The organism is Prolixibacteraceae bacterium, assembly GCA_019720755.1.
GTDB classification, from domain to species: domain Bacteria; phylum Bacteroidota; class Bacteroidia; order Bacteroidales; family Prolixibacteraceae; genus Halosquirtibacter; species Halosquirtibacter laminarini.
In genome coordinates this window covers 4,101,463-4,120,047 of sequence record CP081303.1, presented here as the reverse complement: position 1 = coordinate 4,120,047, position 18,585 = coordinate 4,101,463, and the positions used below count along the sequence as shown (strand labels likewise).

Below are 18,585 nucleotides of genomic sequence, written 5' to 3'. Positions count from 1 at the left end.
TTATAATAACAAAAAGCTCTCTAATTATAGGGAGCTTTTTTTATATCTATTAACCTCTTAAGAGTCGCTTTAAATGCATATTTATCCTCCATAACTTGTTGTGTAGCCCAACCTCTTTCATTCGCTGCAGAGAGATTCTCTTTCAAGTCGTCAAAAAATAGAATCGATTCCCCTTCAACATTCAACGCACGTTCTACTTTCTCATATATCAAAGGAGACGGCTTCGAACACTGTAACTCATGGGAGTAAAACAGTCGATCAAATAACGACTCTAAACCTCCACCAAAGCACTCTTGGTACATCTTTTCAAAAACAAGTTGATGACGCAAATTTGTGTTACTTAGAAGCACCACCTGATAATTTGTTCTCAAATCCTCTATCAAAGAGACCACTTCACGATCGTAAGAAACGATCATTGCGTCCCAGCAAGACCAAAACGCCTCGTAAGTATAAGTAGTTCCCAAATCCTCATTCACCCTATCTAAAAGGTGCTGTTCTGAGATATTACCAGATTCATACTTCTGAAAAAGAGTTTTTAAACTAATTTCGTAATGGGATGGAATCCCTAAATCAGAATAGGTGCGATAGCATCTATCTACATCGATATGAAGGAGCACACGTCCCAAATCGAATACAAGTAACTGTGGTGATAATTTCATGATAACGAAGATAAAAAAAAAGAAAGCTATAAGGGGGATTATAGCTTTCTTAAACAAGGAGTAAAACAACTTTAATCGTTGTTTTGGGAATCTAAGTAAAGAAAATTGCTCTGCTAATATACAAGAACACTTCTTCTACAAAGATGAAACGCCTCGAAAACTAATCATATTATTGATTTTTTATCATTAAATGGTTTTTTGGTATGACCAATATCCCATTTTAAGGAAGTGAAAGACTTTACTACACTTTATAGAATCGAACTTAATTATTGCACAAAAAAAAAGAAGCCGTAGGGGGATACGGCTTCCTCACAAGAAGTAAACAACATAATTCGTTGCTTAGGGAATCTAAGTAAAGAAAATTGCTACTTCAAACATACAAAGAGACAGGATAATCTCAATTTTATGAAAGGTCATTCTTATTTAAAAACATCGAAAACCATCTTAATGGCATATTGGTAAGACCAATGTTGTCAAAAAAATTATGCTTCTATCCTTATGGATGGGATTAAATCACTATATACTCTTGAAAGAACACCTCTAAGGTGGTTTTGTTTACGTCTGGACACACTAAAAGATTCACCATTCTTCATCAGAACCGTTGCATTATCTTTACTTAAAGAGTCCACATACAAAACATTAATTAGTCTACTACGATCAATAGAGACGAATGTATCAGAAAGTTGAGAACTCAAACTTGACAAACTACCTCGAACCAAATATTTTACAGAATCCCCCTTCAACGTAATAATATTCTTTTCATAATCTAGGTAATGTATCAACGAGAAGTCAATCTCAACATTTCCAGTTAAGGTTAAAATCTTCTTTATCATAACTACTCCTTGTGTTTGGTACTTAAATAGCAAAACAGTACAAAGGTAAGAGAAGTAAGCGAGAATCGCATACAACCGCGCTTATTTAGAAAAAACGCAACCTTTTTGTAATCAACAAGATAATTAAATGGATGTTTTTTTTTATAAAAAAAGCATCTAAAATATTTTGTATATCACATCAAATAGCTTAATATTGCACACAGAAAGTAGAACAAACGCGTTCTATATCGGGCCTATAGCTCAGTTGGTTAGAGCACCTGACTCATAATCAGGGAGTCCCTGGTTCAAGCCCAGGTGGGCCCACTTTGGGATAAAGCAGTTACGAGAGATCGTAACTGCTTTTTTTATACACGTAAGTTTCCTAAATTCATATCATACTATAATCGGATATGAAAATCACATATAAATAATCATCAATAATTCATCATTAATGGTTTGTTTCACAAACCAAAGGGCACCCACAAGGGGATGCCCCTACGACAAATCAACTCATAAGAATCATTCATCTCAAACATGTTGAAACAACTGCAAAAACTTATTTCTTCGATAAAAAATATTGAAATAGCATGATTAACTAAACTTGATAACACATTGGTTAATTGGAATATTGTTAAAAGACCATTAAGTCTCACTTAAAATCAAAAGATTATCCTCCTAGACTAAAGGGAGGAAAGCATATTGTTATCAATGAGTTTGCAGTGAAGATGGGACATGCATATATGACTTGTGTGTATGACCTAAATAAAGAGGACTTTTGCAAATTATCTATATATTTGCGCTCTTCCTTTTTTGTATTTCATTATCTATTGATCTGATTTATTGGCAAAACGGTCACTACATATTGTCCAGAAAATATCAATAGTCCAATAGCGTGTTACACAAATTATTGCCCAAAATATTACACAAATTCTATGATAAAAGAGGAGTTGCATGATATGTACTTACAAAAAAACTTGCAAATCTTTGATTATGCGAGGTTAAATAAGCGAACTAAATATTTACCACAGAAAGTGGTGCTAAGTGCGAGTGTAAGGAAAATAATAACACTGCAAAAGTAACCGATATGACTCAGCAAAAAAATATGTAAACAATCTTTTGTTCCCCAAATTTAAAGCCTTTACCGCTCCTTCATCCTATCAAAATAGGTATAAAAAATAAAGCCCATTTATAAAATAAAATTTTCGTTAGTTGTAATTGATTGTGTATATTGTTACTATTGATAGAATTTCAAAGAAAAAAGAAAATGAGGTCATATATTCCAAACGACTTACCTATTCAAGGGTTAGATTACCAGAGATTATTTTCTCTAGTTGGTGAAGCTAATGCTGAGCTTGCTAGATATGATGGTTTGTTACAAGGAATTACAAATCCACAAGTAATGCTATCTCCTTTAACAATTCAAGAGGCTGTGTTATCATCAAAAATTGAAGGAACACAAGCGACCGTTGATGAAGTTTTAGAACAAGAAGCTGGAATAAGATATGAAGGTAGAAAGCTTGATGACATTCAAGAGGTTATTAACTATAGAACAGCACTTTATGACGCTTATGAATACCTAAAGGAACGTCCGATTACTCTTTCTTTTATTAAGCAGATACATAAAATACTACTCAACAGTGTTAGAGGGCAAGACAAGTCTCCTGGTGAATTTAGGAAAGATCAAAATTGGATTGGAAAACATGGCTGTACCATAGAAAATGCGACATTTGTTCCACCAAATCCTTTACAACTTGAAAATTATTTGGATAAGTGGCAAAATTACATTGAAAATGAAGAGGTCGATGTTTTACTGCAAACGGCTATCGTACATGCTCAATTTGAACTTCTACATCCATTCAAAGACGGTAATGGTAGAATAGGGCGTATTCTTATACCACTTTTTCTTTTCCAAAAAAGGAAGATTTTTCAGCCGATGTTCTATTTAAGTCAATATCTTGAGGCTCATAGAGATGAATACTATAATAAATTACAAAATATTTCTAGAAATAATGATTGGACTGGTTGGATTGAATTCTTCCTTAAAGCTATTACTAGTCAAGCTAAAGACAATAGTCAAAAAGTGAAAGATATAATGAGCCTTTATGATGAAATGAAGGATAGAGTGCATGATATTACCCATTCCCAATACGTCATTCATCTATTAGATGCGATTTTTAATAAGCCTATATTTAAAACATCTGACTTTATTACAGCTACCAACATTCAGAAACCAACTGCAATGGGGTTGTTAAAGCAACTGAAAGATCACAACATACTAAAAGAATTACAACCAGGAAAAGGGCGTCGTGCTGCAGTTCTTTGCTTCCCCGCATTATTAAATATATCAGAAGGCCGAAAAGTCTTTTAATTTTGAGTAGTCTATATCATACACAAAGTCAATTGTGTATAATATGAAGTGGAATACAATACACAAATTTATTTGTGTATATTTGATTAGACACTAATATGGTTGTGTATTATTGTATTAAATTAGTAAGATACAAATTTATTGACTCAATATTGTACCCAATAAATTTAGTTCTTTTTACCCTTTTACAATTTCCGTTTCAATACGTTCATAAAGTTGCAATAACTTCTTCTGATTGTCATTGCTAGCAGTTTTGATAATTTCAATCATTAATGGTTTGTTTCACAAACCAAAGGGCACCCACAAGAGGATGCCCCTACGAAACATCAATACATTAAAATCATTTATTTTAAACATATTACAGCAACCGCTGTAACCATTCAACAAATTGTCGCAACAAATCGTGATATATCATTTTTACATCAATACATTAAAATCATTTATTTTAAACATGTTGCAGTAACCGCTGTAACCATTCAACAAATTGTCGCAACAAATCGTGATGTATCATTTTTCACATCATCCACATCAAAACATTAAAATCATTCATTTTAAATATGTTGGAATAATTTCAAACATGTTGCAGCAACCGTAATAACCATTCAACAAATTGTCGCAACAAATCGTGATGTTTCATTTTTTCATCATCCACATGTAGGGGCATCCCCTTGTGGGTGCCCTAATATGCGAGAATCGCATATAAAAACCACATATAAATAATCATCAATAATTCATCATTAATGGTTTGTTTCACAAACCAAAGGGCACCCACAAGGGGATGCCCCTACGACAAATCAACTTACACACTTTTCTGGACTGTGTCAGAATATAACATAAACCCTAAATAATATACTTCAACCATAGGGTTTAGTTAGGGTTTCATTACCCCTAGAGTAACTGAAGGGTAAAGGAAGGGTAAAGGAAGGGTAACCGAACCTATGATCAAATAGGAGTATATTATGTTTCATGGAGTATTATTTATAATGTGGATACTGTCTGAAATAGTGGCCCCCAATGTGTGTGACGCTGTCCTAAGAAATGCTTCATGGAGAACAGTAAATGGTGGTTACACGATAATGTGGTGGTTCCAATCTTTATGATTCTGTTCCCAAAAATGCGTTTGTATTTCCAACATGCTGATTTTTGAGGTGCTTTATGTTGTTTGGACGCACAATTGCTGAACATAAATAGGAATATATATTCATCACAAGAACCCGCAAAATGAATCGGCAGCATCGCAAATATCGGTCTCAAGGGTTGTTGTCTATGCCATACGATCCTCTTGATATATATCTGTATCTATAAAAGGGGATGAACCACTATTTTTTATAAATTTGTTGTTACAACATAGAACAGACTCATGACAAATAATAAACTCACCCTGAACGAGCTAGAGAGCTGGCTTTGGGAATCAGCCAATATATTACGTGGAAGTATCGACTCTTCCGATTTCAAAAACTACATCTTTGGTCTTCTATTCCTCAAACGTTCTAACGACCGTTTCGAAGAGGAGGTATCCGAAAGAATGGAGAGAGAAGGAGTCGATAGAGAGGATGCCGAAGACGAAAACTATTTTCAGCTTCCAACCTGTGCCAGATGGGAGAACCTCAAAAAGCATACAGAGAAGGTGGGGCAGGAGCTAGATAAAGCCTTTGCTGCCATCGAAGAGCAGAACGATGCACTAGAGGGGGTGATGACTGCCACCAAGTTTGGAGATACCGAAAAGTTGTCGGACGACCTACTGAAACGTCTGCTTTCACACTTCAACAAACACTCTCTGGCAAACAGCCATTTGGAGACAAGCGACCTTCTTGGAGATGCCTATGAGTTTCTGATCAAGCAGTTTGCTGACGATGCGGGAAAAAAAGGGGGCGAGTTCTATACTCCTCGTGGCGTGGTGAAGTTGATTGTCAACCTGATTAAACCTCAACCAAAAAATAAGGTGTACGACCCCACCTGTGGTTCGGGGGGTATGTTGATTGAGAGTGCCCGATATATTGCCAAGCAGAAGGAGGGCATGGAGGGCAACCACATCAATGTGTCGCTCTTTGGCCAGGAGAAGAATCTAAATACATGGGCCATTGGAAAGTTGAATATGATTCTTCACAATTTCCAAGATGCCAACATACAAAAGGGGGATACCCTCAACGATCCGAAACACAAAGACGATCGGAATGAGTTGGAGTTGTTCGACCGAGTGATTGCCAATCCCCCTTTCTCGATGAAAGAGTGGTGGGCTCCTGCAGAGTCGAATATCGAAACAAAGGTGGATAAGAATGGGAAAGAGAAGAAGATAACTCCCAACTATGCCAAAGTCGTGAGAGACGAATATGGACGCTTGGCCTTTGGGGTGCCACCTCGTGGCTATGCCGATTTGGCTTTCTTGCAACATATGGTGGCCGTTCTAAAACAGGATGGAAAAGCTGGTGTGGTGCTTCCTCACGGTACGCTGTTCCGTGGATCGTCGGAAGCCAAAATACGTAAAGGGTTGATTGAGGCCGACTTGGTAGAAGCCATCGTGGGACTTCCCTCAGCGCTATTCTACAATACAGGCATTCCTGCCAGTGTGTGGATCCTCAACAAACAAAAGTCTGAAGCACAGAGAGGCAAGATCACCATTATCGATGCAAGCAACGACTACAAGGAGGGGAAAAATCAGAACGAACTGTTGGACAAGCATATTGACAAGATTGTATCTGCCTACGACCAAGCAGAGGATGTCGACAAATATATGCGTGTGGTGGATCTCGCAGAGATTGCAGAGAACGACTACAACCTGAATATCTCCCGATATATCGATACTTCGGAGCCAGAGGAGATCGTCGATTTGGCTCTTGTGCGTACACAAATTGCAGAGGTGGAGAGACGTGAAAAAGAGATAGACAGCAAATTGCAAAGTTTTTTGAACGAACTCGGACTGTGATAAACGACCAAAACTCAATCTACCAAACAGAGGATGGCAAGGTCAAAATAGAGACTTATTTCGAAAAGAAGACCGCAATAAGAAAAATCGGAATTTCCGATTTTTATACCAAACCGACCAATCTCTTAAAGATTGGTTGGAATAGCTAAATCGTTTTTTGTTGTGGATCAATAGAAATATCCTAGACCATAATGGGGACAGGTAGTCATAAACAAATTGTCGAAACGTCCTTCACACACCCCTTCTCTATAAAGAGAAGACCCCAAATAGGGTAACAGGTAGAGTGAGATTTTGTAAATCAGATCGAAATGACTTCGAAAGAACTAAAAAAAAGAAGCAATGACCACAAAATATAAAATGAAAAAGACTCCGATAGGAGAGATCCCTGAAGAGTGGGAGGTGAAGAAGTTAGGAGAAATTACAAGATCTTTTGCAGGAGGAACACCGAATAGAGCCAAGGATAAATACTATAGAAATGGTACAATTCCTTGGGTAAAATCAGGAGAAGTAGATAATAGAAATATAATTAGAACAGAAGAAAAAATAACAAATATCGCACTAGTTGAAACATCTGCAAGACCTATTAATCCAAATAGTATACTTGTAGCTTTATATGGTGCTACTGCTGGTAAAATTGGAATATTAAGGTGTAAAGCAAGTTCAAATCAAGCAGTTTTAGCTATTGAGAACATATCATCTAGACAAGAATTGAATTACCTATACTATCAATTATCTATATCAAATAAAAAAATATTAAGTTTTAGTCAAGGATCAGGTCAGCCGAACCTAAGTAAACAAATAATTGATTCATTACAAATTCCACTTCCACCGTTGGCAGAGCAAAAGAGGATTGCAGAGATTTTAGGGACGGTGGACGAAAAGTTAGATAGCATAGAGGATCAAATTGCACAGACCCAACAACTAAAAAAAGGGGTTATGCAAAAGCTCCTAACTAAAGGAATCGGACATACCGAGTTTAAAGACTCCCCCCTTGGCCCCATCCCTATTTCTTGGGAAGTAAGAAAGCTTAATGATTTTGTTAATGAAATTAAAGGAGGAGCAAGTCTACGTCCAACTGATTTTGTTGAGACAAATGGTTTTCCTGTTATTCCAAAGAAATCTATTACTAGAGGTGGGGTTCTTAAGATTGACAAAAAAAAACCAATATTATGCACTAATAGTTTTACTTTAAACAACCAAAACTATATTGTTGATAATAGTTATATTATAACAACTCTTAGAGACTTAGTTCCCTCAGGTCCTTCAATAGGGTATATGGTTCAGTATTTTGAAGACACAAGATATATTCTTGCACAAGGAGTATATGGTATTAAACTAAACAAAGAATTGAATAAAGGTTTTATTATTCAATATTCCAATAGTCAATATTATAGATCTATTATGAATTCTATAATGGTTGGAAGTACACAAGTACACATAAGAAATGGTGATTTTCTAGGTATTAAAATTCCTTTTCCACCATTGGCAGAGCAACAACAAATTGCGGATATTTTATCGACTATAGACGAAAAGATAGATATATTAAAAGAGAAGAGAGATAGATATAGTGAATTAAAGAGAGGCTTGATGCAGCAATTATTAACTGGTAAAATTAGAACTAAGGCATAACCCAATTTAAAAGGCTAGTCATGGAAGAAAATAGTATATTCGATAGGAAGTCCTTAAAACTTGTCCAAGGTAAAACAGCCGATTGGGATGAGTTAGCAAAAGTCTGTGTTGCTTTTGCTAATGCTACTGGTGGTGAAATCCATATTGGAATAGAGGATGATAAGGTTTTACCAGATCCCAACCATTCAAAATCTGATATTCACCAGAGAATAGGTGTTGAGATTCACGAAAAAAAGCTAAAAAGGTCCCTAGATAAGCTAATTAAGGAAGGTGTAGTAAATAAGATTGGAGAAAAAAAAGGAACTAAGTATGAGTTATCGGACAAAAGTTGATAAATAACAGTAAAGTGTCCAATAAAATGTCCGATAAATGTCCAATAATTAGAGTCTAGAATATCATTATGAGCCAACAACCCGAATTTATATATTGTGAAAAGCCAGCCATCGACCTGTTTCAACAGATGGGCTACGAATATTATGATGGTTCGAAGCGAGACGAACGTGGTGGTGATATCACCCAAGTTGTACTGCATGATCGTCTGAAAAAAGCGATTAAAAAGATCAATCCATGGCTAAGTGATGAAAATATGTATAAGGCATATTCTGAAATCACTAGCGTGGATGGGGCTTCGTTGATGGAGATCAATCAAAAGGTGTGGCATCTGCTTCGCCATGGTTTCGATGTGGTTCAGGTTTTTGATGGCAAAGAGGAGTTTCGAACCATTCACTATCTCGACTATCTTCAGCCAGAGAGAAACGACTTCTTGGTGGTAAACCAGATGAAGTTTAAAGGGAAGGGAGAGAACTCCATTCCTGATATTATGGTCTATGTCAATGGACTTCCTCTGGCAGTGATCGAGTGTAAGTCGTCGTCGACAGGGAAAGCTTGGGATAAGGCATACGAAGATTTGGCATACTATCAAAAGAACTCAGAACGACTGTTTCATTTCAACCAAATATGTTGTGGACTGTGTGGTGTGGATGCTCGATATGGTGCCATCTCAGCGCCTCAAAAGTTCTATTCGCTATATAAAAAGAGTGAGGACGAAACACTTCCTTTTATAGACGAGGAAGCATCCCCTCAATCTATTCTATTGGCTGCATTGTTTGAGAAGCATCATTTTCTAGAGATCATACGCCACTTCGTACTGTTTGAGCTCGAAAAAGGGCATACCATCAAGAAGCTACCTCGCTACCATCAGATAAGGGCCACAAACAAAACCATCGCGAAATTGCAAACAGGCAAGGGAGGGGTTGTATGGCATACACAAGGTTCGGGTAAGTCGATCACGATGGCCTATGTCGCACGCAAACTCCAAGCCCCAGAGTATGGTTTTGAGAACCCAACGATCTTGATTCTTACCGATCGCAATGAGCTAGATGGACAGATTCATGACACGCTAAACAATATTGGCTTTAAGAATGTATCGAAAGCCAACTCCGTAGCCGACCTAGAGGAGAAACTACGCAACACCTATGGGGGAATCATTACCTCCACCCTACAGAAGTTTCAGGAGAATGAAGTAGAGATAGGTAAAAATTCGAAGCCTCCAAAAGTGAAGCCCCAAAAGAGCAAAGAAGAGGAAGAAGAAGAAGAAGAGGACAATAAAGAAGAGCGAATTAAAACAAAACGAACCGTAGAAGGGAACACCTTAACAATAGTCACCAAAATAAAGATCAATGATAAGTGGTACGATAAAGAGAAGGTGGTAGAAGAGATAAAGCCTCTTTTGATGAAAGAGAATCTCTATGTCCTTGTAGATGAAGCCCACCGTAGTCAATACGGATTTTTGGCTGCATTTATGCGTAGTGTGTTGCCCAAAGCAAAGTTTGTCGCTTTTACGGGAACCCCAATATCTAAAGAGGAGCGCTCCACTTTGGGGGAGTTCTATGGAGGAACCGACTATATCGATGTCTACACTATCAAACAAGCAGTAGAAGATGGGGCCACCGTAGCACTATTCTACGAGGAGGGGATTGCCAGAATGGATGTGAAGAGAGAGGCACTAGACAAGGAGTTTGAAGAGAAGTTTGGAGACGAAAGCGAAGAGAAGAAACATAAACTGAAAGGGGAGGCGCTGAAAGCATACCAATCTTCTGAAGCAAGAATAGAGGATATTGCCAAACATGTACTCCAACACTATGGAACAAAGATATACCCCAATGGACACAAGGCGATGCTGGTATGCTCAGGAAGACCTGCTGCCATCCAGTATCAACGAATCTTTACCAAACTAAAAGCTCAGGGGGTACATCATTTTGAGACCAAAGTGGTGGTTAGCTTGGGATCGCCCAAAGAGGATGCCATTGCAAGGGAGTACTACGAAACATTGAAGTGGAACAAAGAGAATCCAAAAGACAAAAGACCCGTGTGGGTGGTCGATCCAAACCATATTAAGAATGAGACGGACCTCTTTAAGTTGCCCTTTGGCAAAGAGGAGGAAAGAGCGCTTTCAGGAGCAAAGAAATACGACAACACAGCCATCATCATTGTGTCGGATATGTTGTTAACCGGATGGGATGCACCGATTGTCTCCTGTTTGTATCTCGACAAATCGCTTAAAGAACACAATCTGCTACAAGCCATCGCTAGGGTGAATCGTTCGAAAGATGGAAAAAGTGCAGGGTTTATTATGGACTATTGTGGTATTGGATCGCATCTAAATGAGGCCTTAGAGATATTCTCTGGAGAGCTGAAAGTAGAGGATCTGATGAAGAATCTGAATAAAGAGATCCCCAAGCTTTCGCTGTGTCATACCAAGTTGGTGTCGTTCTTTCAATCTATCGGGGTGGATCGAAAATACGAAAGAGTGAAATTCTTAGACAAGGCGCTTCACTATATCGAACCATTAAATAAAAGAGATGAATTTAAGGAGTTGTTGAAGCAGTTTAATAGATCGATCAATATTGTGCTCCCCAATCCTGAGGCAAGACGCTTTGAGTCAGACTTTAGACTGTTCAATGAGTTAAAGTATATGGCACGAAATGCATTCCCCGACGACACAGAACTAAGTGTCTCGAAGGAAGAGAGCAAGATGCTTCAGGAGATGATATACAAACACCTGGAGAGCCAAGGAGTTTATGAAGTGATGGAGGCTCCAGTGGCTATTATCGATAGAAAACTGTTTGAAAAGGGCTTAAGTGGTGATTCGGATAAGACCAAAGAGCTGAAGAAACGAAATAGCCTGAAACATACTGTAAGGGTGGGAATGGATCGAAATCCAGACTTCTATAAGCCATTGGCTCAACGACTAGAAGAGCTAATCAAGATGAAAGAGGCACAGCAGATGGACGATGCCCAGTTGCTATTGGCCTATAACGAGTTGGCGGATGAGATGGCGCAAGAGCACCAAGAGGCAGACCAATTGGGATTTACCAAACCTTATGAGGTGGCCATATACAATACCATGAAGACGATCTATGGCGAAAATGCAGCGGATGCAACCCAAACAGTGTTTGACCTCATTGGTGGCGAACTAAAGATTGTCGATTGGCAGAAAAAGGGACGGGTGAAAAAGGAGATGACCAATAAGATCACTCGTTATCTAAAGACCTCCATGGAGAGAGAGGAAGCAAAACGAAAAGCAAAAGAGATTGTGGAGATCATAGAAAAGAACGACCATGCCTAGAGTTCAGTACGGAGAGATCCTCATCGAATATCGATTTATCGAAGAGGAGTCACTGAAATCACACTATATCAGTGTGGAGAGAGGCATCGGGGTGACCCTGAAAGGGAGTGCCATCTCGACTGCCTTGCAAGAAAAACTAATCTTAAAAAAGGCGCGCTGGATATTGGAGAAGTTGGAGCTAGTGGAGGCCCTCGATGTAGAGGAGATCGTGACCGGGTCGCGATTGCAATACCTAGGTCGTAAATACTATGTCGAAGTGGTGAAGAATGTGGCAATCCAGCGAGTAGAAGTAGTGTTTACCCATTCGAGATTTGTTATTCGTTGCCCCGAAAATCAAGACGGACAATATTTTATCCAAAGTGCCATCGATCGATTTATACAAGAGAAAGCGGAGATGAAGATCACCCAAAGAATGAAAAAGGTGGCCAAAGAGACAGGACTCTCTTATGCTGGAATTGTGGTAAAGAGAATGGATAAAAGATGGGGCAGTTGCTCTGGAAAAAATATCATTCATATCCATAGTGATGTGGTGAAACTGCCATATAAACTGATAGACTATATCCTGGTACATGAGTTGGCTCACACCATCCATAAAGACCATTCGAAAACATTCTGGGCAGAGGTCGCAAGACATATTCCTCTGTGGAAAACACTTGATGAGCAGATGAGTGGGATGAAGTTATAGAGGATTGCAATATAATATCGACATCCCCACAGCACCCCATGTATGTCAATCCATCGTATCCAATAATATATCTACGGTTGCTGCAACATGTTTAAAATAAATGATTTTGATGTATCAATTTGTCGTAGGGGCATCCCCTTGTGGGTGCCATTTGGTTTGTGTAACAAACCATTATTGATGAGTTATATACGATTATTTATATGCGATTCTCGCATATTAGCGCACCCACAAGGGGATGCCCCTACATGTGGATGATGTCGGTATAATTTGTGGAAATATTGGATATGCTACATTTTACTGATCCAGACTATATCACAAAAAAAATGGGATCCACTGTATTGCAGTGAGTCCCATTGATAGTATTGGATCTTTATACGCATCAAACCACCATAAAGATCCAATAAGATATATGGTTATTCTATTTAGCCGATCTTTTTAACATTAATCGCTTTTAGACCTTTAAGACCTTTTTCTGTTTCGAATTCCACTTTACAACCCACAGGTTCTAAAGGAGTATCACAGTCATTAATATGAACAAAGATAGATTCGCGTGTATCTGAGTCAATAATAAACCCAAATCCTTTATTGGTATCAAAAGAGTTTAATTTACCCGTGCGAACAGTATTTTGCACACGAAACTCTGCTTTAGGAATAGATATTTCAATACTTTCAATATCAATCTCTGTTTTCTTTGTCGGATCTGGAGGTGTTGAAGTAATTACACCATTCTCATCAACCCAAGCAATCATGTCATCAAGACTACTCTTTTTTACAGTATCTTTACGCTCAAGTTTTCTTTGTTCTTTTTCTTTACGCTTCTTTGCTTGTTTATTTCTGACTTCTTTTTTGCCAAACGATTCTTTAGATCTACCCATTAATGATATATATATTTAAGGTTTAAAAATGATTACACGAACGATATGTTACAATGAACATACAATATTACTAAACAAGAATTTAAACCCCTTGGTAGGAGTAAAAGTTCTTTCATAATGAAATATTTTTTGTTGTTCATATTTCAAGAACAAACAAAAAGTAGAACACAAACCAGCTATAAACAAGATCTCTTTGTGTTGAACAGATAGAATATAATTGCTAAAATAACAAACGCTATATAACACGATATATTCATAAAAACAGCAAAGATCTACATAAGGAGTCAAATAATAACACAGAACACAGTCTCTACGTTTACTTTCTAATGCAAAATTAAAACAATTATCAAGATTGAGAGAGTATATAGAAAAAACTAACTGTTAGAATACTCAAAATTTCAATAAGATGAGATTGAAGTAAGGAATAATTCAACTATCGATCCTAAAATGATCCTCCTCTATCTTGAGAATAATAAAAATCAAAGACACACGAGGATAGATGAAAAAGAATAATTGACCGCATCATCATCGAATCATAAACTTTAATATTCTGAGCGAACACAAACAAAGTTTATAAACCATATCTACAGTCATTAAAACTAAGTAATGCTCTAAGAACGAAACCGATTCATTTCATGAATTAAGCGAACTATAGTCATCTTCGAACATATAATAAAAGAACTAAGCTATTCGAAGTCTATAAAAGAGTAACCGTAGGTCTAGCCAAAGAGATGAGAGAAAAGGAATGAAAGCAATTAGAGAGAAAAGAGACAAGCGTTCTCTAACAAATCATAGTTGGTATAAATAACAAACGATAAAGCAAATACAAGAATCTTGATCTGCTTTATCGTTGCAAAAGTTCTGCTATCAATCAATGTCTCTTTTCTCCTTGTTGAAAAGGATCAAGACACATATGATAGTATATCACGTCACTTTTTAAAAAAAGTGTTCGACTAGTTGATCACTTTTACGTTTACAGCGTTAAGGCCTTTTCTACCTTGCTGAACTTCGAACTCAACTTTATCATCCTCACGGATATCATCGATCAAACCTGAAACGTGAACAAAGATGTCCTCACCAGACTCTGATGATTTGATAAAACCGAATCCTTTTGTCTCATTGAAAAATTTTACTGTACCTTCTTGCATTTTTACTGCTTTTAAATTGTTTATAAACTTTATTAGTCCAAGTACTCTCAAGTAATCTTTATTAAAAAAGAATCACTATTAAAACAACCGAAGCTGTTTTAACTACACGAAATAAAAAAAAGTAATGATTAAATAAAATTGCAAGAAGAGTCAAACTCAATTTAAATCAATTATACTATAATACCACCTAGTTTATTTTGATGTGTATCCTTTACTTTGGACCGAACAAAGGTAGTACATTTAATGAAGATAACAAATGTTTATTATTGAAGTATTTAACTCTTTTACGATACGTTAAAAGTCAATGTATATGAAAGTTATAAGAAGAAATAGAAATTACTCTTAATTTATTTACGCCAATATCAATAAAAACAACGACAAACAAAGCGATTAAACCTTCACACTTACCCTGTCAACACTCAAGATATAAGGTCTAATTAAATTACAAAACAGTTTGTTATGATGGTATTTTTCCCAATTGATAAAAAAAAATCAGTTCATATACTATATTCGGCGACACTGCCTTTAACAATAATAAATCATCTTTAACACTAGATTCATCCTTAAAAAAGGATGTTTCATGTAATAATTAGTGTGATCAAAAATATTCAAGATAAATTTGAATCAGCAAAATAGTTATAAAGAAGTTAGCCTAACGACCTATTTTGCTTTTCCTAAACAATTCTTTTACCTAACATCCTTAATAAAACTTAACCTATTTCTCTTAATATTTGATTTTAAGCTGTTTCTTACCCGATACAGCTAAAAAAAGGACATGTCTTAGCATGTTCTTTTTTCATTTTATCTCTATCCATTATGTGCGAATCGACTACAGCACTCCATAAGAGTTATTTTATTATAAACATAATAAAGCTAACTTTGCAAACAACAGCACAATATGATACCAACAAATAAATATCATGAAGAAAATTACATTTACGCTTTCGCTGCTTGCGATCATGTTTACATCTTGTAAAAACAAACAAAAAGAGTCGGATTCGAAACCACTTGTAGAGGTGGAAGAGCAAGCGACAGAAGTAGAGAAACCTGTCAAAAAAGAGACTGAAAAAGTAGTTACTGCTCCTGTCGTGGAGAAGAAAAAAAAGCCAACAAAACCTAAGAAAGAAGTTGTTGCTCCTGTTGCTAAGAAAGAGACTCCTGTTGCTTCAAAGAAAAAAGAGGTACATGCTATTACCCTAGCACAAGGAACTGTAATTACAGCCTCTTCTGCTTCTGTTGTGGATACAAAGGATTTGAACTTAGGGGACGAAGTTGCTCTCATTATAACCAAGGATATTAAGACTACTGAAGGGGTAGTAATCACAAGAGGTTCTTCTGCCAAAGCAGTAGTAAAAGCAATCCAAAAGGAGAAAAAAATGAGTGGTATCTCTAAATTAGATTTGGTTCTTAAAGAAGTTGCTATTCAAGGTAAAAGCTATCCTACCAATAGTGCACCATTACATTTCGAAGGAAAAAACAGAACCGCAAACACAGCTGTTAAGACCGGTGTTGGGGCAGGTATTGGCGCAGCTGTAGGTGCTTTGGTATCTAAAAACAAAGGAGAAGGTGCTGCAATTGGTGCTGCAATTGGTGCAGTAGCAGGTGGTGCTACCAATGCTGTTTCGAAGAAAAAATCTCTTGTATTAGACGAACATACCCAGATGGAGTTCTCTCTTTCTAAAGTATTGAAGTTTCAATTCAACGAAAACTATTAACAAGTATCCTCTTTACATCCAAAAGTTCGTCATTAATTCATAAAAATGAATTAATGCGAACTTTTTACCCTTTTCATTTGTGTTATATGCATACACTCGAAATATGCATAGTCATGAAAAATATACTACCACTATATATCTTACTACTTTTAACGACCCTCTCTTTTGCTCAAAACAAGGTTGTTGTACCTGTTTCACAAAACGAATCCCCCTTAATAATCACAGTAAAAAGCATGGAGGATCGATCTCCGATCCATGGACTTCGAATACGATTATCCAATCTTAATGCTATTGAAAACAAGTGGCAATTTGTGGATGAGCAAATTACAGACAAAGTTGGCAAAATATCAAAATGGGATGCCAATAATATTAATGGAATCATTGAACTAAAAATATATACTGCAGACTATTTTAGACAAAGAAATATTGAATCGATCTTCCCCTACCTGATTTTTCGAATTTATAAAGAGAAGCTAAAGAGCAAACACCTGACTCTACACATTTCGCCAAACAGTTGCAAAATTCAGGAAGATCAAGAGGTTAAGAAATAGACCTAATACTCCTTAATCCCTACATGTAGGGATAGCCAAGAACTCCATCTAAAGCCCATCTACAACCAAACACCTAACAAACAGACATTTATCAATCATAGTAAATTTCACACTTTTTAGGGATTGTAGTCATAAAATAGATAACGTTACTTTGAACAGTTAAAATAACTCAATCACAAACAGAGACATTGAGTACAACAAAACGGTTCAAAATGAAAAAGCTAACGATCTTATTCTTATCACTACTCACTTCATATGGTCTATTTGCACAAGGCGGGTCTGCTCCAGATGCATTAACATATTTACAATACGAGAAATACAGGTTTGGAGGATATGGGGAATTCTTGTATCAACATATGGATTACCATCCTGATCAAAACTCTACAGCCAATGGTGCAAAATATGCCAATAGAGGAAGTGTAGATGTACCAAGAGCAGTTTTTTCTTTCGAATATAAATTTACACCATCCTTAGAGTTCGTAACAGAGGTTGAATTTGAACACCTTGGAACAGGTGCTGCACTAGAGATGGAGTATGAAGAGGCTGGAGAATATGAAAAAGAGATTGAAAAAGGAGGGGAAGTAGCATTAGAACAGGTGCACATTACCAAAACTTTTGCTCCTTGGTTTAGAGTAAGAGCAGGACATATGATTGTTCCCATTGGACTTACCAACCAAAGACATATGCCAAATCAATTCTTTGGAACATCTCGTTCAGAATCGGAAACCTCTATTCTTCCATGTACTTGGCATGAAACAGGAGTTGCAGTCCTTGGTGCTTACAGAAACTGGAGCTACCAATTGCAAGTAATATCTGGATTAGATGCAAATGGTTTTAATAGAAAAGAGTGGATCAAAGGAGGTAAACAGGGAATGCAAGAAGTTTCTATTATGACTTCGCCTGCTTACGTAGCAAGAGTAGAGAGCAGACACTTTAAGAATCTTATACTCGGAACCTCATACTATCAAGGCAACTCCGTGAAGAATACATTGAAACCAGAATATTTTTCAGAAAGCGACAAAGGAACTGTAAGAATCTTCACTGCAGATTTTACTTTAGACAACAATAAATTCATCGTACGAGGGAACTACGTATACGGAGATCTAACAGATGCTCAAAAAATCACAAAGGTAAATTCTCAATTGTCAAGTAAAAGTCAATACAAACGTACTCCAGTAGCAAGCAATGCCATGGCATGGAATATTGAAGCAGGAGTCAATGTTCTTGGGTTTGGGAAAAATCGTAAAGAGAAACTCATTCCATTCGTAAAGTATGAACAGTTTGACAGCATGTATAAAACAGATCCTGGCATCACCAAAGACGAAAGATGTAATAGAAAAAAGATGACATTCGGTCTAAACTATTATATGACTCCCACTTTAGGTTTAAAGATGGACTACTCTCACAGAAGTTATGGAGATGATAATATTAGAAATCAAAACACATTCGGATTAGCAGTTGTATACTCCGGATGGTTTTTATCAAAATAATAAGGATCTATTTGGTTATAGTTTAGGTGTAGGGGCTACACTTTAACCGCAAGCAAAGTGTAGCCACACCATTTTAATGTAACCGAATCCATTCAATTACAC

13 protein-coding genes and 1 tRNA gene are annotated in these 18,585 nt (G+C 36.9%); 10 read left to right on the top strand and 4 right to left on the bottom strand.

The genetic code is table 11. The annotated features are described in order from the left end of the window. Positions 1-20 precede the first annotated feature (20 nt). Both K4L44_16335 and K4L44_16330 read right to left on the bottom strand, forming a co-directional pair. Complete coding sequence (locus K4L44_16335) at positions 21-659, bottom strand: HAD-IA family hydrolase (GenBank protein ID QZE14075.1); 639 nt, start codon at positions 657-659, stop codon at positions 21-23. Positions 660-1,141: 482 nt separating this feature from the next. Beyond that, positions 1,142-1,492, bottom strand: coding sequence for a LytTR family transcriptional regulator DNA-binding domain-containing protein (locus K4L44_16330; protein QZE14074.1), 351 nt, complete (start codon positions 1,490-1,492; stop codon positions 1,142-1,144). 229 nt (positions 1,493-1,721) lie between these two features. On the opposite strand from K4L44_16330, the gene K4L44_16325 reads away from it, so the two are divergent. From K4L44_16325 to K4L44_16295, 7 genes are all read left to right on the top strand, one after another. Further along, positions 1,722-1,795: transfer RNA gene (locus K4L44_16325), tRNA-Ile, on the top strand. 940 nt (positions 1,796-2,735) lie between these two features. Continuing rightward, positions 2,736-3,839, top strand: a complete 1,104-nt coding sequence (locus K4L44_16320) for a Fic family protein (protein QZE14073.1) — start codon at positions 2,736-2,738, stop codon at positions 3,837-3,839. A gap of 1,360 nt (positions 3,840-5,199) precedes the next feature. Next, positions 5,200-6,762, top strand: a complete 1,563-nt coding sequence (locus K4L44_16315) for a type I restriction-modification system subunit M (protein ID QZE14072.1) — start codon at positions 5,200-5,202, stop codon at positions 6,760-6,762. Positions 6,763-7,161: 399 nt separating this feature from the next. Further along, positions 7,162-8,391: a restriction endonuclease subunit S gene (locus tag K4L44_16310; GenBank protein QZE14071.1), complete on the top strand. Its 1,230-nt coding sequence runs from the start codon at positions 7,162-7,164 to the stop codon at positions 8,389-8,391. A 20-nt stretch (positions 8,392-8,411) separates the two neighbouring features. Continuing rightward, positions 8,412-8,723, top strand: a complete 312-nt coding sequence (locus tag K4L44_16305; protein QZE14070.1) for an ATP-binding protein — start codon at positions 8,412-8,414, stop codon at positions 8,721-8,723. A 68-nt stretch (positions 8,724-8,791) separates the two neighbouring features. After that, the gene (locus K4L44_16300; protein ID QZE14069.1) at positions 8,792-12,019 is read left to right on the top strand and encodes a DEAD/DEAH box helicase family protein; all 3,228 of its coding nucleotides are present in this window, start codon (positions 8,792-8,794) and stop codon (positions 12,017-12,019) included. Beyond that, the gene (locus K4L44_16295; protein ID QZE14068.1) at positions 12,012-12,704 is read left to right on the top strand and encodes a M48 family metallopeptidase; all 693 of its coding nucleotides are present in this window, start codon (positions 12,012-12,014) and stop codon (positions 12,702-12,704) included. Before K4L44_16300 ends, K4L44_16295 begins: the two co-directional genes overlap by 8 nt. A 422-nt stretch (positions 12,705-13,126) precedes the next feature. Here K4L44_16295 and K4L44_16290 read toward each other — a convergent pair whose 3' ends face one another. Continuing rightward, positions 13,127-13,579: a cold shock domain-containing protein gene (locus K4L44_16290; protein ID QZE14067.1), complete on the bottom strand. Its 453-nt coding sequence runs from the start codon at positions 13,577-13,579 to the stop codon at positions 13,127-13,129. Positions 13,580-14,532: 953 nt separating this feature from the next. Then, a complete protein-coding gene (locus K4L44_16285) occupies positions 14,533-14,727 on the bottom strand; it encodes a cold-shock protein (protein ID QZE14066.1) in 195 nt (64 codons plus the stop codon). Between the two features lie 920 nt (positions 14,728-15,647). Here K4L44_16285 and K4L44_16280 point away from each other — a divergent pair. From K4L44_16280 to K4L44_16270, 3 genes are all read left to right on the top strand, one after another. Continuing rightward, positions 15,648-16,442 (top strand): hypothetical protein, encoded by a 795-nt coding sequence (locus K4L44_16280; protein QZE14065.1) that lies wholly within the window; start codon positions 15,648-15,650, stop codon positions 16,440-16,442. Positions 16,443-16,555: 113 nt separating this feature from the next. Beyond that, positions 16,556-16,993 (top strand): hydroxyisourate hydrolase, encoded by a 438-nt coding sequence (locus K4L44_16275; GenBank protein ID QZE14064.1) that lies wholly within the window; start codon positions 16,556-16,558, stop codon positions 16,991-16,993. A gap of 212 nt (positions 16,994-17,205) precedes the next feature. Beyond that, positions 17,206-18,483 carry a hypothetical protein gene (locus tag K4L44_16270; protein QZE14063.1) on the top strand — a complete coding sequence of 426 codons (1,278 nt, stop codon included), beginning with the start codon at positions 17,206-17,208 and terminating at the stop codon, positions 18,481-18,483. The last annotated feature ends 102 nt before the right edge of the window (positions 18,484-18,585 follow it).